General features: G+C 73.0%; 12 protein-coding genes. 3 read left to right on the top strand and 9 right to left on the bottom strand.

Annotated elements, in window-relative coordinates; all coding sequences use genetic code 11:
• Positions 1–68: 68 nt before the first annotated feature.
• The 8 genes from JIW86_RS33300 to JIW86_RS33265 form a co-directional block, all read right to left on the bottom strand.
• Positions 69–815 (bottom strand): FkbM family methyltransferase, encoded by a 747-nt coding sequence (locus JIW86_RS33300; RefSeq protein WP_257557595.1) that lies wholly within the window; start codon positions 813–815, stop codon positions 69–71.
• Complete coding sequence (locus tag JIW86_RS33295; protein ID WP_257557594.1) at positions 812–2,110, bottom strand: glycosyltransferase 87 family protein; 1,299 nt, start codon at positions 2,108–2,110, stop codon at positions 812–814. Before JIW86_RS33295 ends, JIW86_RS33300 begins: the two co-directional genes overlap by 4 nt.
• A 122-nt stretch (positions 2,111–2,232) precedes the next feature.
• Positions 2,233–3,234, bottom strand: coding sequence for a TauD/TfdA family dioxygenase (locus JIW86_RS33290; RefSeq protein WP_257557593.1), 1,002 nt, complete (start codon positions 3,232–3,234; stop codon positions 2,233–2,235).
• Positions 3,231–4,244 carry a TauD/TfdA family dioxygenase gene (locus tag JIW86_RS33285; protein ID WP_257557591.1) on the bottom strand — a complete coding sequence of 338 codons (1,014 nt, stop codon included), beginning with the start codon at positions 4,242–4,244 and terminating at the stop codon, positions 3,231–3,233. Before JIW86_RS33285 ends, JIW86_RS33290 begins: the two co-directional genes overlap by 4 nt.
• Before the next feature lie 180 nt (positions 4,245–4,424).
• Entirely contained in the window at positions 4,425–5,843 is a 1,419-nt protein-coding gene (locus JIW86_RS33280; RefSeq protein WP_257557590.1) for a sensor histidine kinase, read from the bottom strand.
• Entirely contained in the window at positions 5,843–6,508 is a 666-nt protein-coding gene (locus JIW86_RS33275) for a response regulator transcription factor (protein ID WP_215146598.1), read from the bottom strand. The genes JIW86_RS33280 and JIW86_RS33275 overlap by 1 nt, the downstream gene beginning before the upstream one ends.
• Before the next feature lie 14 nt (positions 6,509–6,522).
• The gene (locus JIW86_RS33270; protein ID WP_257557589.1) at positions 6,523–8,517 is read right to left on the bottom strand and encodes an FtsX-like permease family protein; all 1,995 of its coding nucleotides are present in this window, start codon (positions 8,515–8,517) and stop codon (positions 6,523–6,525) included.
• Positions 8,505–9,245 carry an ABC transporter ATP-binding protein gene (locus JIW86_RS33265; RefSeq protein ID WP_215146599.1) on the bottom strand — a complete coding sequence of 247 codons (741 nt, stop codon included), beginning with the start codon at positions 9,243–9,245 and terminating at the stop codon, positions 8,505–8,507. Before JIW86_RS33265 ends, JIW86_RS33270 begins: the two co-directional genes overlap by 13 nt.
• 246 nt (positions 9,246–9,491) lie before the next feature.
• On the opposite strand from JIW86_RS33265, the gene JIW86_RS33260 reads away from it, so the two are divergent.
• Complete coding sequence (locus tag JIW86_RS33260) at positions 9,492–10,805, top strand: sensor histidine kinase (protein WP_257557588.1); 1,314 nt, start codon at positions 9,492–9,494, stop codon at positions 10,803–10,805.
• Positions 10,793–11,455 (top strand): response regulator transcription factor, encoded by a 663-nt coding sequence (locus JIW86_RS33255; protein WP_257557587.1) that lies wholly within the window; start codon positions 10,793–10,795, stop codon positions 11,453–11,455. Before JIW86_RS33260 ends, JIW86_RS33255 begins: the two co-directional genes overlap by 13 nt.
• A 28-nt stretch (positions 11,456–11,483) precedes the next feature.
• Here the strand turns inward: JIW86_RS33255 and pheA are convergent, their stop codons facing one another.
• Positions 11,484–12,419 (bottom strand): prephenate dehydratase, encoded by a 936-nt coding sequence (pheA, locus tag JIW86_RS33250; protein WP_257557585.1) that lies wholly within the window; start codon positions 12,417–12,419, stop codon positions 11,484–11,486.
• Positions 12,420–12,737: 318 nt separating this feature from the next.
• Between pheA and JIW86_RS33245 the strand changes: the two genes are divergently transcribed.
• Positions 12,738–14,090, top strand: a complete 1,353-nt coding sequence (locus JIW86_RS33245; RefSeq protein WP_257557584.1) for a serine hydrolase domain-containing protein — start codon at positions 12,738–12,740, stop codon at positions 14,088–14,090.
• Positions 14,091–14,126 lie beyond the last annotated feature (36 nt).

The raw sequence follows: 14,126 nt of genomic DNA, 5'->3' as shown, positions 1-14,126 counted from the left end.
CTTTCCTCGGGTTCCCCGGGTCCGCGGAGACCGGGAATCGTCGATCGCTGAAGGTCAGTCGGTGAAGGTCAGTCGGTGAACAGGTAGTTGCGGCAGTCGTCCCGGACCTCCCGGGTCTCCGCCCAGCGGCCGCCGTGCCAGCGGCGCATCCGGTAGCCGAACGGCCGGAGCCGGCGGACCAGGTCCGCCGGGCTCGCTCCGTACTTCGCGAGGTGCCTGTGCTCGATCTCCAGCAGGAGCACCGGCCGGTGGCGCAGCAGGGTGTCGCGGGCGCCTTCGAGCACGGCCGGTTCGGCCCCCTCGACGTCGGCCTTGACGAAGCTCACCTTCTCCAGCCCCGCCCCGCGCACCAGCCGGTCCAGGGTGTCCACGGTGGTCGGCACCGGCCGGGAGGTGCGGAACTCCGCATTGGGGCCGGGGCCGTCGGTGCCTTCGGTGAGGTACGCGCGCCCGTGCACCGGTGTGCCGCGGCGCATCGGCAGGCTCAGCACCCCGTGCCCCGTCCGGGAGCCCAGCGCGGTGCGGTGTACGACCACGTTGGCGCAGCCCAGCGTGCGGGACGCCAGGCGCAGCCAGCGGGCCGGGCCGGGCAGCGGCTCCACGCTGTGCACCTGTCCGGCGCCTCCGACGAGGTGGGACAGCGCCCAGGTGTACAGCCCGTACTCGGCGCCGACGTCGAGGCAGACGTCTCCGGGCCGGACGAACTCCCGCAGCCCCGCGACCTCGTCCTCCACGAAGGGCATGCGGGCCGCGGCCCAGTGCAGGGCCCCGGCCACACCCGCCGTCCGCCGGGTGACCGTACGCGGCGCCGTCATCGCGCTCCTCCGGCGGTGACGGCCTGCCCAAGGCGGCCGGGGACGGCGGCCCCTGGCATCGCGGCGCGCGAGGCCGAAAGGGCCCCGGTTCGCCGGGATCCGGTGGTGATCCTCGGCCAGACGACGAGGACGAGGGGCAGCGCGAGGTAGCCGAACCGTCCGGCGGGCGCGAGCAGGAAGGCCACGCACAGGCCCAGGGCGAGGCGGTCGGCCGCGGCCACCACCCCGGCGGGCGGACGCACGACGAGGGAAGCCGCGACGGCGATCCCGCCGCACAGGAGCAGGGCGACCGCCGCGTACCAGCCGGCCGGGCCCAGGTCCGCGAGCAGCCGGCCCGGCAGCGGGCTGGCGGCCGGGGTCGCCACCGGGGCGCGGCCGGTGGGGAAGGCCAGCACCTGCTGGAACATCGGGCCGGGCGACAGCAGGGCGCTGGGCAGCACCACGGCGAGCGTGCCGGCCGCCGCCACGACCGCGCAGCGCAGGGCCCGGCGGGCGCCGCCGCTCCCGGCGAGCAGGGCCACCGCGACGGCCAGGGCGGGCCAGGCCGTCCACTTCAGCGAGCAGGCGGCGGCGAGCACCAGGCCCGCGGCCACCGGGCGGCGGCGTGCCGCGAGGGCGAGCCCCAGGCAGCACAGTCCCGTCATCGGCAGGTCGACCCCGCTGACGCACAGCGGCAGGGCCACCACGGGCGAGGCGAGCAGGACCGCCAGGGTCGTGCGGGGCGCCCGGCGCGGCGACGGCAGCACGGCCCGGCCCTCCACGGGTGCGGCCAGAACGCGGCGGCCGGCCCACAGGCTCAGCAGGAACACGGCCGCGCACCAGATGCGGGCGTCCCCGAGGAGCCGGGCGGGGCCGCCGTCCCCGAGGAGGGCGCGGGGCAGGCCGAACAGGGCCATCCCCGGCAGGTAGGGGTTGTAGTCCGTGACCGTCTGCGGGTCCGCCAGGTAGGGCGTGGACTGACTCACCATCAGCTCGGCGGACCTCTCGATCACCGCGACCTCGCTCTGCCCGCTCCCGGTCAGGAGCAGGTACAGCAGCGGCAGGACGAGGGCGCCGAGCAGGGCGCAGGCCACGGCCCACGTACGGGCGCGCGGGCGCGGCAGCAGGCACGAGGCGAGGGCCGCGCCCGCATAGCCGGCCGCCGCGCAAGTCCCCCAGACGCGGTGCGTGTCCAGGGTCGAGACGAGGGGGAAGACCGCGGCCCAGGCTGCCGCGAGCAGCCAGCCGCCCACCCAGATCCGCCGCCGGCCCACGCGGCGCACGGCCTCGCCCATCGAGGCGGTCATTGCGGTCATTGCGGTTCCAGCCTGTCGAATCAGCACACCGTTCATTGCATCCGAGGGGCGGGGGTGGGGTCATGACAGGTAGGTCGAGAGGTTGGGGTCGGGTTTCCCCCACCACGGCGCCGCCCGCCCGGTCAGCCGAGGTCCTGGTTGACCTGTAGGTCGGACATGGCCACGAGGATGCGGCGGTCACCGCGGAACGGCTCCCGGGCGTGCGTGGCGAGGTGGTTGTCCACCACCAGGACGTCGCCCCGCTGCCAGGGGAAGGAGACCGCGCTGTCCTCGTACAGCTTCCCGATCAGCGCGACGGCCTCGTCCTCGATGGGCGTGCCGTCCCCGTAGAAGGCGTTGCGGGGCACTCCTTCGGGCCCGTACGCGCCGAGGAGGTACTCCGCCACCTCCGGCTGGAGGGCTGAAACGTGCCACAGGTGGGCGTGGTTGAACCACACCGTCTCCCCGGTGCGCGGGTGCCGGGAGACGGCCTGGCGCACCGCACGGGTCCGCAGCCCGTCCTCGCCCAGCCACTCGAACTCGGTGTGCGAGGCCCGGCAGTAGGCCTCCACCTCGGCCCGGTCGGTGGTCTGGAAGACGACCTGCCAGGGGATGTCGAGCACGGGGCTGTAGTTGCGCACGTAGCACACGCCGTGCCGCTGGAACCGCTCCCGGAGCTCGGCCGGAATCCTGGGGAAGACCGCCCGCTCGCTGGCGACGGGCGTGGCTCCGCCGGTCCGCGAGGGCCTGTCGCCGTAGAAGTACAGCTTGCCGGGCCAGTTGTGGGAGTAGGACATCTCGTGGTGGAAGGCGATCCACTGGTCCTGGCTCAGCTCGGTGGAGGTGAACACCTTGTCGGCGATCTCGGTGCGGGGGGCCGCCCGTTCGAGGTAGTCGAGCAGCTCGGGCGAGAACGCGCGGGCCGCGGCGCCGAATTCCTCGGGGCTGTCGACGGCGAAGCCGCGGAAGAGCAGGGCGGCGTGACGGTCGAGTTCCTCGCCGAGCTGCGCCCGGTTGGCCCGTATCCACTCGTCCAGCCGCAGGCCGGGCCGGGTCGCCTCGATGCAGAGCAGGAAGGGTTCCGGGTCCAGGGGTGCGGCGGTCACCGGGCCGGTGAACCGGGCCCGGATCTCCTGCGCGGTCATGCGGCCGCTCCTTCCCGGATCGTCGCGACGGGGTCGGACATGGCGGCCAGGATGCGCCGGGGGCCTTCGAAGGGCTCACGGGCGTGCGCGGTGATCATGTTCTCGACGAGCAGTACGTCGCCCAGCTCCCAGTCGAAACCGGTGGTCTCGGCGGTGAAGGCGGCGCGCAGTTCGGCGAGGGTCTCGTCCTCGATCGGCGTGCCGTCGCCGTAGTACGTGTTGTACGGCAGGTTCTCCTCCCCCAGGGCCGCGCGGAGTCCGGCGCAGACCTCCTCGGCCAGCGAGGTGACGTGGAAGAAGACGGCGTGGTTGAACCACGTGCGGTCCCCGGTGACCGGGTGACGGTGCAGCGCGGGCCGGGTCTGACGGGTCCTCAGCTGAATGCCGTCCACCCACTCGACGGAGATCCCTGCGCCCTCGCAGTACGCGCGCACCTGCTCGGGGTCGTCGGTCTGGAAGGTCTCCTGCCAGGACAGGCTGATGCCGGGGATGTAGTTGCGCACGTACTGCACGCCGAGTCGCTCGAACTTGGCGACGGTCTGCGGGCGCAGCCGGGCCAGCACCTTGCGGGAGTCGGCGAGCGGCGTACGGCCGCCGCGGTCGGCGGGCCGTTCGCAGCAGAAGACGATCCGCAGCGGCCAGTTCTCCGTGTACGACTGCTCGTTGTGGAGGAGGATGTGCTGGTCGGCGGGGTGTTCCGTGGAGGTGTAGATGTTGTCGGACACCTCGGTGCGGGGCGAGGAGCGCTCCCCGTACTTGAGGACCTCGTCGGACAGGGCGCCCATCACGGTGCGGAACGCGGCGGAGTCGGTCACCTCGAAACCGCGGAACAGGACCGCCCCGGCACGCCGGGCCAGGTCGTCCACCAGCGGCTTGCGGGTGCTGATCCAGTCGGCCAGGCCGATGCCGGGCACATCCGCACGGACCAGGGCCGGCAGGCTGCGTCCGTCCCATTCCTGCGACACGGTCACGGACGGTGCCCCGGCGCGTAAGTCGTTCAGCTGTGTCATCAAGGATCTCCAGATCAGTGGCAGCGAGAGGTTCGGCAGCAGCCCCTCGATCGCTCCGGCCAGGCCGCACGCCACGGTGCGGGTAGCCGTACCCCCTCATCCTTGATCGGACGTATGTGCGGCGGCAAGGTGTTTCCCTGGGAGGAAAGTTCCCAGGTCAGAGCCCACTCTCACGGTGTGTCACAGGCCGGCGGGCGACCACGGGAGAACCACGCGGACGGTGGTGGGCCCCCCGGCCGGGCTGGTGAGCACGACCTCGCCGTTCAGTGCCGTGGCCCGGTCCGCCATGCCGCGCACCCCGGTTCCCCCCTGCGGGGTGGCGCCCCCCACCCCGTCGTCCGTGACGACGGCGACCAGGTGGTTCCCCTCCTGCGCCAGCGACACCGTGATGACGGTGGGCGAGGCGTGCTTGACGGCGTTCGTCAGGGATTCCGCGATGATGAAGTAGGCCGCCGCCTCGACGTTGACGGCCGGACGGCGCTCCAGCGTGCAGTCCATCCGCACCGGGACGTAGAACTTGTCGGTGAGGGCGGCGACGGCCGCACGCAGTCCGCGGTCGCTCAGGATCGGCGGCTGGATCCCGTGCACCAGGTCGCGGATCTCGTCGAGTGCCTGGTCGATCTCGTGATGCGTCTCCTCCAGCACCTTCCGCAGGTCCTCGGCGCTGCGGCCGGGGCGGCGGGTGACCTGCGAGATGCGCATCATGACGGCGGCCAGCCGGGCCTGGGCCCCGTCGTGCAGGTCGCGCTCGATCCTGCGGTAGTCGGCGTCGTTGACCCGCAGCGCGGCGATCCGCTGCTGTTCGGCCAGCACCTCGCGCCTCAGGCGCTCGTCCTCGTCGACCCGGCCGAGGATCCTGCGCACCAGCCGCGCCCGCAGCCTGCCCAGCCAGAAGAGCAGCATGACGAGCAGGACGAAGAGGACGGCGGCGCCCAGCCCCACGCCGATCCGGGTCGCCGCGCCTTCGACGACGATCGTGTTGCCCTCGCCGAAGGACAGTTGCTCGGTGCGGCCGAACGGCAGGCTCACCACGAAGGCGACCACGGGCAGCGACAGCGCGAGGACGGGCATCAGCCAGATCAGGCCGAGCAGGAGGAGGCCGAGATACCCGAGGTCCCCCCACACGGCGGCGCCCCGCCGCCGGGGTGCCGCTGCCGGCTTCCCGACGGTACCGCCGCTCGCGCCGGTACCGTCGGCCGCCGAGGTCTGCAGGACCGCGGCCGCCAGCAGGCGTTCCAGGTCGGCGGCCGCGCGCAGCAGCGGTATGCCGAGCAGGCCGCCCGGAGTGACACCGGCCACCCAGTGCCAGGCGCTGCGCCACGTCGGTCCCGCAGGCGGGGCCGGCGCGGGTTCCGGACCGGCGTGCGGCAGGGCCCGGCGCACCGCCTTCATCATCGCCCTGACGAACAGCGCCCCGGCCAGCGGCAGGACGGCGAGGCAGAGGGAGAGCACCCGCAGCGCGATCGCGACCAGGGTGAGCGGCACCAGCAGGACACCGACGAGGCTGCCGACGGAGAGGTAGATGGCCCCGGCCGCGACCTTCGACTGAACGGACTGCCTGGACCGGGTGGTTGAGGAGTCCGTGACGAGCCCGCCCATCAGGCGACGCTGTCCTGTCCCATTCCCCGCAGATAGTCCAGGACCGCGAGGACGCGCCGGTTGCCCTCTCCCGAACTCGGGATCTGCAGTTTGCTCAGGATCGCGGTGACGTGTTTCTCCACGGCGCGCTCGGATATGTCCAGCCGGGCCATGATTCCCGTGTTGGACAGGCCCGTCGCCACGAGTTCCATGACCTGGCGCTCCCGGTTGGTGAGGAGTTCCGCGGCCCGCCGCTCGTGCGGGTTCCCGATGAACTTCTTGTATATCTCGGCGTCCAGGACGGTCTCACCGGCCACCACCCGCTCCAGCGCGGTGAGGAAGTCGTCGATGCTGCCCACCCGTTGCTTCAGCAGGTAGCCGGTGCCGCCGCGGGCGTCGCGGACCAGGTCCTTGGCGTATTCGTACTCGACGTACTGCGAGAGCACCAGGACGGCGGTGCCGGGACATCGCCGCTGGATGTCCCGCGCCGCCCTGATGCCCTCGTCGGTGTGGGTGGGCGGCATGCGGACGTCCATGATCGCCACATCGGGTTCGCACTCGGTGATCACCTGGAGGACGTCGGTCACATCGCCCAGCGATGCGACGACCTCGATTCCCTCGTCCTCCAGCAGCCGCTGCATTCCCATGCGCAGGAGCGCGGAATCTTCGGCGATCAGGACGCGCACAGTCTCTCCCCTTGCTACTGACGAGTGGTCGCCATCGTGATGCCGGCCTTCCCGAGGAGCCGCCGGGTCGCCATCAGGCCCACGGTGGCCGAGACCGCCACACATGCGAGGACCAACCCTGACAGCGCCCCCCACGGCACACTCAGTGGAACGACGTCATACGTCACGCGCAGCGCTGCACGATAGGCCTGGAGCCCCGAAGCCACAACGGCCGTGGCCACCACGGCCGCCACGGTGGTCGTGCACCCAGTTTCCCACAGGGCCATGCTCCTCAACTGCTTCTCGCTGACGCCGACCAGACGCATGTCGGCGAACTCACGGGTGCGCCTGCTGAACGACATGACCAAGGTACTCGCCACGGAGATCAATGCGTAAGCGGAAGCGGGTCCCGCCAGGACCACCAGGACCAGCATGTTGAGTCGTTCTTGATCGCTCGACGACCGCGCGAACCACTGGGCGGTCTCCGTCACCCGCACGCGGTCCGCGCCGAGCCGGGAGGTCAGTTCGCGGGCCACCGTGCCGGCCGCGCCGGCCGAGGCCGGGTCGAGCAGTACGGTCGCCCTCTGCGGCTCGGGGGCCCCGGCCGACCCGGCCGGAAGGACCACGTGCGGTACGGCCGTTCCGCCGTCGAGGACCGCCGTCACCTCGGCGGTGGCGGGGCTCCCGCCGAAGAGCCCGTAGGTCAGGCGGCTGCCCACGTGGTAGCCGTACCAGTCGGCGTACTCGCGCGAGACCGCGACCTGTCCCGGGCCGAGCTCCGTGACGGCGCCCTCGACCACGTCGATGCGGTGGGTGCGGGCCAGAGCGGGGAGGTCGGCCACGGCGCCGCGGTCCTGCCGTACGGAGGACCGGTCGGCGACGGCCAGTTCCAGGCCGGCCGGCGCCGACACCGCGCGCACCCTCGGGTCCGCGCGGAGCACGGCCAGCACGTCCTGGGTCACTCCCCCGCCGGCGGCCTCCTCCACCACCAGTTGACCGACGGTCCGGCGACGGTCGTCGGACTTGATCGTGGCACCCGTGGTCGACAGGACGGAGGTGAACACACCGACCACGGCGACGATGGCGAGGACCGGCCCCACCAGGGAGGCCGTCCTCAGCTTCGACGTGCCCAGCGACTCCACGGCGAGCCGGGCGGGCACGGAGCTCGAGCGCCTGAACGGAGCGGCCAGCAGCCGGGTCAGCGCGGGCAGGTAGGCCGGGCCAAGGGAGGACGCGGCGAGGGTCAGCGCCATCGATCCGAAGAGGGCCAGCGGAATGGAACCCTCCAGGCCGGCCTGCGGGGCCAGCCCCACCATGACCCCGCCCACCGCGAGCAGCAGCAGACCGGTCACCCAGCGGCCCCCGGTCATGGCACGTGAGTCCAGTGCGGCCTCACGCAGTGCCTCGGTGGCCCGGACCCGCGAGGCGCGGCGGGACGCGGCCATCGCGCCGAGCACGGCCATGACCAGCCCGGAGGCCGCCGCGATCAGCAGGGGGCCGCCCAGCGGGGCGGGCCGCAGTTCCGCGGGCGACAGGCCCGTGCCGTTGAGCCCGTCCACGGCCCACGGTGTGGCCACGACGGCCAGCAGGCATCCCACCGCGACGGCGGGCACCGCGACGGCCACGCTCTCCCCGATCACCATGCGCCGCACCTGCCGCGCGCCCGCGCCGACCAGCCGGAGCAGGCCCATGTCCTGGCGGCGCAGGGCGACACTGAACGCACAGGTGCCGGCGATGACGAACACGGTCACGAACGCGGAGACGATGCCGGCCATCACCAGCACGGTCTGGATGCCGCCCAGGTCCAGTCCTCCGCTGACCAGGGTGTGGGTGGTTCCGCTGCCGTCCTGGAGCGTGATCGAGGGCCGGCCTTCCGGGGACGGCTGACGGACGTCGAAGGTGGCGGCCAGGGCCGCCGAGGACACCGCGATCAGCGCCACCCCGAGCACGAGCGAGACGAAGGTGCCCAGGAACAGCGGCGCGTGGTGCCGGACCGAGCGTACGGACAGCTGCCACATCAGGCGTCCCACCGGCCCAGGCGGGCGGTGATGCGCTCGACGGTGGGAGCGGGGTCGGTGCCCACCACCCGGCCGTCGACCAGGTAGACCACCTGGTCCGCGTACGCGGCGGCCACCGGGTCGTGGGTGACCATCACCACGGTCCCCCCGGCCCGGTCCACCAGGTTCCGCAGCAGGGCCATGACCTGACGGCCCGTGGCCCGGTCGAGCGAGCCGGTCGGCTCGTCGGCGAAGACCACCTCCGGCTCGGCCACCAGGGTCCGGGCGATGGCCACCCGCTGCTGCTGCCCGCCCGAAAGCTGCGCCGGGCGGCGGTCCGTCAGCTTCTCCAGGCCGACCTGGGCGAGTGCCCCCTGCACCACCGACCGCTTGGGCCGGTGGCCGTTCAGCCGCAGCGGGAGCGCCACGTTCTCGTAGGCCGTCAGCATGGGCAGGAGGTTGAACTGCTGGAAGACGAAGCCCACCCGCTGCCGCCGGATCCTCGTCAGCTGCTCCTCGTCGCAGACGGCCAGATCGGTGTCGCCGAGGAGCACCTGGCCCGCCGAGGGCCGGTCGAGTCCCGCGGCGCAGTGCAGCAGGGTCGTCTTGCCCGAACCGGACGGGCCCATGACCGCGGTCATGGCGCGGGCCGGGAACTCCACGGTGACCTCGTGCAGGACCGGCCCCGTGGCGCCGGGGTAGGTCTTGGACACCGAGACCAGTCGCGCGGCCGACACCTTCATGTCGGTGAGAAGTGCCATGTCGTGAATCCTTTGCCGATGCGGTGGGTGCGGTGGGTGGGGTGAGTGGGCGGGTGGGGACTGCCGTGGGTGGTGAGGGCGAAGCGGAACCCCTCCAGTCCAGCACCGCGGGGTGCCCCGGCGCAGTGGGCCTGAGGGGACACCTCGGGGGAGGGTTTTCCCTACCGACAGGCGGAGGAGGCCGGACTAGAGTTCAAGGAAGATCACCGAGCGCCGGATGCGCCGGGTTCCACGAAGGGTGCGCAGATGTCAGGGCAGCCGATGCCGCACGAACCGAGCGGGCAGACCATCGCCGTCTGGGAGGCGATGAGGTCGGGGCCGCTGCCCTTCCTGCGGTCCCGCTGGCCGCTGCGCAGCTGGGCCTACCTGTTCAGCGGCGCGCTGTTCGGCGTGGGCGTGCTGCTGTGCCTGGCCGTGCTGGTGGCCCTCGGGGTGGTCCTCTCCGTGGTCGGGGTGGGCCTGGTGGTCCTGGCGGCCACCGCGCTGCTCGGGATCCCCGTCGCCCGGGCGGAGCGGCGCCGGCTGCGGCTGATCGAGCCGACCGCGCCGGCGGATCCGCACGGCCCGCTCCTGGACATGGGTCCCTGGGGGCGGCTGCGGACCCGGCTGCGGGAGTCGGCGACCTGGCGGGAGCTGGGCTACACGGCGCTGCTGGCGATCGTCTTCGCCGGTGCGGGCCTGGGCGTGACCGTGCTGTTGGCGTTCTCGGGCATGCTGCTGGTCTCGCCCGTGGTGGTGTGGGCGCTGGCACCGGAAACCGTGATGATCATTCCCGGCCGGGCGGTCGGCCATCCGCTGGCCGCGCTGCCGTTCAGCCTCTGCGGGGCCCTGGGCCTGGCCCTGTCCGCGTACGCCGCGGGGCTGCTGGCGGGCGCGCAGGTACGGACGGCCTGGTTCCTGCTCGCGCCCCGCGAGGCGCAGGACGACCACCGGGTCATCGAACTCACCCGTTCCCGGGCCCGGCTGGCGGACGCCTTCGAGGCCGAGCGCCGCCGCATCGAGCGCGACCTGCACGACGGCGCCCAGCAGCAGCTGGTGGCCCTCACGATGACCCTGGGCCTGGCCGAGTTGGAGCTGGGGGACAAGAGTCCCGCGGCCGCCGATCTGGTCGCCCGTGGCCGCGGGGAGGCCCGCCGTGCCCTGGACCAGCTGCGGGACCTCGTACGGGGCATCCACCCCCAGGTGCTGACCGATCACGGGCTGGCCGCCGCCGTAGCGGAGGTCGCGCTGCGCAACCCCGTCCCGGTCACCGTGGACATCGACCTGCCGCGACGGCTGCCGGGCCAGGTGGAGACCATGGCGTACTTCGCCGTGACCGAGGCGCTGGCCAACGCGGTCAAGCACAGCGGGGCCTCCGCGATCTCCGTCGTCGGCCGGCTGGAAGGCGACCGGCTTATCCTGTTGATCACCGACGACGGGCGCGGCGGGGCGGATCCCGACAAGGGCACCGGTCTGTCCGGGCTGGCGGACCGCATGGCGATCCTCCGGGGCCGGCTGCTGGTCTCCAGCCCGGTCGGCGGTCCGACCCAGCTCCGAGTGGAGGTCCCGTGCTCCGCGTAGTCCTTGCCGAGGACGCAGTGCTGCTCCGTGCAGGACTCGTCGAACTCCTGACCCGCAGCGGCCACGAGGTGGTCGCCGCGGTCGGCGACGCGCAGGCGCTGGCGCGCGCGGTGGACGCCGAGTTGCCCGACATCGTCATCACCGATGTCCGGATGCCCCCGGACTTCCGGGACGAGGGCCTCAAGGCCGCCCTGGAGCTGCGGGCCCGGCACGAGCGGCTGCCCGTCCTGGTGCTGTCCCAGTACGTGGCCACCGCGTACGCCACCCAGCTGGTCGGCGGCGGCGGTGCGGGCGCGGCGGGGCTCGGCTACCTGCTCAAGGACCGGGTCGGCGAGGTCTCCGAGTTCCTGGACACCCTGCGGCGGGTCGCCGCGGGCCAGACCGTCATCGACCCCGAGGTGGTCCGCGTGCTGCTGACGCAGCAGACGGCGCGCCGCCCGCTGAACCGGCTCACCCCCCGGGAGCGGGAGGTGCTGACGCTGATGGCCGAGGGCCTGACCAACCAGGCGATCGCGCAACGGCTCAGCGTCACGGAGGCCTCGGTGGTCAAGCACTCCAGCAACATCTTCATGAAGCTGGACCTGGATCCGGCCGAGGGCAACCGGCGGGTGCTGGCCGTCCTGGCCCACCTGCGGGGCGAATCCGCCTGAGGGCGGCCGTCGTCGGGGGTGCACGGGATCAGTACCGCCCGTCCTGAATGCGCGTCAGCCAGTCCGCCACGACCGTGAAGTCGCCCTCGGTCGTGCCGGGCCGCGGTATTCCGGCGGGGTCACCGTGGTCCCCGGCGCGCGGGTAGGAGCCCAGGAAGCGGACCTTCGGAGCGATCCGTTTCAGGCCCATCAGGGCCTCGCCCACCCGCCGCTCGGTGACGTGCCCTTCGGCGTCCATCACGAAGCAGTAGTTGCCGATCCCCTCCCCCGTCGGACGTGACTGGATCAGCATCAGGCTGACCCCGCGGACGGCGAACTCCTGGAGCAGATCGAGCAGGGCCCCGGGCCGGTCGCCGCCGAGCCAGACCGCCACCGAGGTCTTGTCCCGTCCGGTGGGCGCCGCCGGCCTGCCCGACCGGCCCGCCAGCACGAAGCGCGTCTCGGCGTTCTCGGCGTCGTGGATCTCGGTGACCAGGGGTTCCAGGCCGTAGCGGGCCGCCGCGAACGCTCCGGCGAAGGCCGCGTCGTAGCGGCCCTCCTGCACCAGGCGGGCGCCGTCCGCGTTGGAGGAAGCCGACTCCCATACCGCGTACGGGAGATGCCTGCGCAGCCAGCCCCGGACCTGGGACTGGGCCACCGGGTGACCGGTCACGGTCTTGATGTCTTCGAGCGCCGTGCCGGGTCGGACCAGCAGGGCGAAGGTGATGGGCAGGCGCACCTCACGGTAGATCATCAGCGGTTCGCCCTGGGCGAGTTCGTCGATGGTGGTGGTGACTCCGCCCTCGACGGAGTTCTCGATCGGCACGAGGGCGGCGGCGGCCTCGCCGCAGCGGACGGCGTCGAGCGCCGCGGGCACCGACACCATGGGGACGAGCTCCCGGGTCGCCGCTTCGGGAAGGGTGTGCAGGGCGGCCTCGGTGAACGTTCCCTCCGGGCCGAGATAGACGTATCGGGTTGCCGACATGCGCGCCACCCTAGGCCGGGCCTGTGCCGCACCCCTTCGCACGGGGCCCGCCCCGACCCCGTCACAGGCGCTCCGACCTGCGCACTTTCCTCCCAGGGAAACACCTTGCCCGCGACCGTGCGTTCGATCAAGGATGTGGAGGTACGGGCAGCCACACCCCTGATGGTGTGGATAGCCGTACCGGCGGGGGGCCGGCCACGACAGCGGTGGCACACCCTCCGGGCCGCCGTCTGCACCTTCCGCCGGCGTGCCGGAAGACGCACTGCGCGCACACATCCGTGCCGCCTCGGCAGTGCCGGTCGAGCGATGGGGGAGGACATGAACATGCGGCATGCCGCCGACCTGCTGCGCACCTTGACGGAGGAGCACGCGGTACCCGGTGCCCAGCTCGCCGTGGACACGGGCACGGAGTTGATCTCCGTCGCCACCGGCGTCACCCGGTCCGGTGGCGGCTTACCGGTGGACTCCGGGACGGCGTTCGCCTACGGCTCGGTCACCAAGGCGTTCACCGCGACCCTGGTGGTGCAGCTCGCGTCCGACGGCGACATCGGGCTCGACGAACCGCTCGCCGGCTCACTGGCGGAGTTCCGGCAGCCGAAGGACCGGGCCGCGGGCTCCATCACCGCCCGGCAACTGCTGTCCCACACCGCCGGTCTGGTCTCCGACCACCAGCTCCCCGACCCCGGAGAGCGGTCGCTGTTCCGGTACGCGGCGAGCGTCGCCGCACTCCCCCTGCTGCTCGAGCCCGGCAGCTCCTTCAGTTACGCGAACACCGGCTACAACCTGCTGGGCCGCCTCGTCGAAGAGGTCACCGGCACGTCCTGGCAGGCCGCGCTGGGGGACTTCCTGCTGGGTCCCCTGGGCATACGGCCGCACTTCCTGCACGGCTCCGGCCCGAGCGGCCGCGTCGCGGCCGAGGGGCACGCCGTCCGTCCCGGTGAGCGGCAGGCCCGGCCGGTCGGCCTGTACTTACCGCCCACCTGGGCGCCGGCCGGCGGACTGTGCGGCAGCGCGCGGGACCTGGTCTCCTTCGCCCGGCTGCACACCGGCACCCACACCGGCACCCACGCCGGCGGCGCCCCCCTCCTCGGCCCGCAGGACCGGGCCGAAATGCACACCTCGCAGCCCGCCGCCGACGCCTTCGGGATGGCCGACGGATGGACCCTGGGGCTCGCCCGGTACGGCGCGGACGGCCACTGGCTGGGCCACGACGGCACCGTGGACGGCGCCACCTGCCACCTCCGCTTCCACCCGGCGACGGGCGCGGCGGTGGCGCTGACCACCAACGCCACCACGGGGACCCGGCTGTGGCCCGCCCTCCTGCGGGAACTGCGCACGCTCGGCCTCGACGTCGCCGACTACACGGGCGCCCTGCCCGCCTCCCCCGCCGCGGACCGCGCCCTCGCGGACCCGGCACCGCTGTTCGGCGAGTACGCCAACGGCGACACCGTCTTCTCCGTCCGGCCGCACGGCGCGGGCATCCGGCTGAGCGACCCCTCCGGTCTGCTCGCGGACCTCGCGCTGTACGACGGACTTCACTTCAGCGCGCGGCGCACCGACACCGCCGCCGCGCCCTACCCCGGACGCTTCGTCCAGGACCCCGCCACGGGAGCCGTGCACCTGATGCAGCTGGCGGGGCGGTCCGCCACGCGTCTGCCCGCCGCGGCCTGACGGCCGCGCACCTCTTCGTCCCCCTTCTTCTTCCGA

The organism is Streptomyces sp. NBC_00162 (assembly GCF_024611995.1).
Classification (GTDB): domain Bacteria; phylum Actinomycetota; class Actinomycetes; order Streptomycetales; family Streptomycetaceae; genus Streptomyces.
This window is presented reverse-complemented; position numbering and strand designations above follow the sequence as displayed.

Coding starts and splice junctions, on each gene's coding strand:
- JIW86_RS33285 (WP_257557591.1), bottom strand. CDS start 4,244: ATGACACAGCTGAACGACTTACGCGCCGGGGCACCGTCCGTGACCGTG.
- JIW86_RS33265 (WP_215146599.1), bottom strand. CDS start 9,245: ATGGCACTTCTCACCGACATGAAGGTGTCGGCCGCGCGACTGGTCTCG.
- JIW86_RS33295 (WP_257557594.1), bottom strand. CDS start 2,110: ATGACCGCAATGACCGCCTCGATGGGCGAGGCCGTGCGCCGCGTGGGC.
- JIW86_RS33280 (WP_257557590.1), bottom strand. CDS start 5,843: ATGGGCGGGCTCGTCACGGACTCCTCAACCACCCGGTCCAGGCAGTCC.
- JIW86_RS33300 (WP_257557595.1), bottom strand. CDS start 815: ATGACGGCGCCGCGTACGGTCACCCGGCGGACGGCGGGTGTGGCCGGG.
- JIW86_RS33245 (WP_257557584.1), top strand. CDS start 12,738: ATGAACATGCGGCATGCCGCCGACCTGCTGCGCACCTTGACGGAGGAG.
- pheA (WP_257557585.1), bottom strand. CDS start 12,419: ATGTCGGCAACCCGATACGTCTATCTCGGCCCGGAGGGAACGTTCACC.
- JIW86_RS33290 (WP_257557593.1), bottom strand. CDS start 3,234: ATGACCGCGCAGGAGATCCGGGCCCGGTTCACCGGCCCGGTGACCGCC.
- JIW86_RS33260 (WP_257557588.1), top strand. CDS start 9,492: ATGTCAGGGCAGCCGATGCCGCACGAACCGAGCGGGCAGACCATCGCC.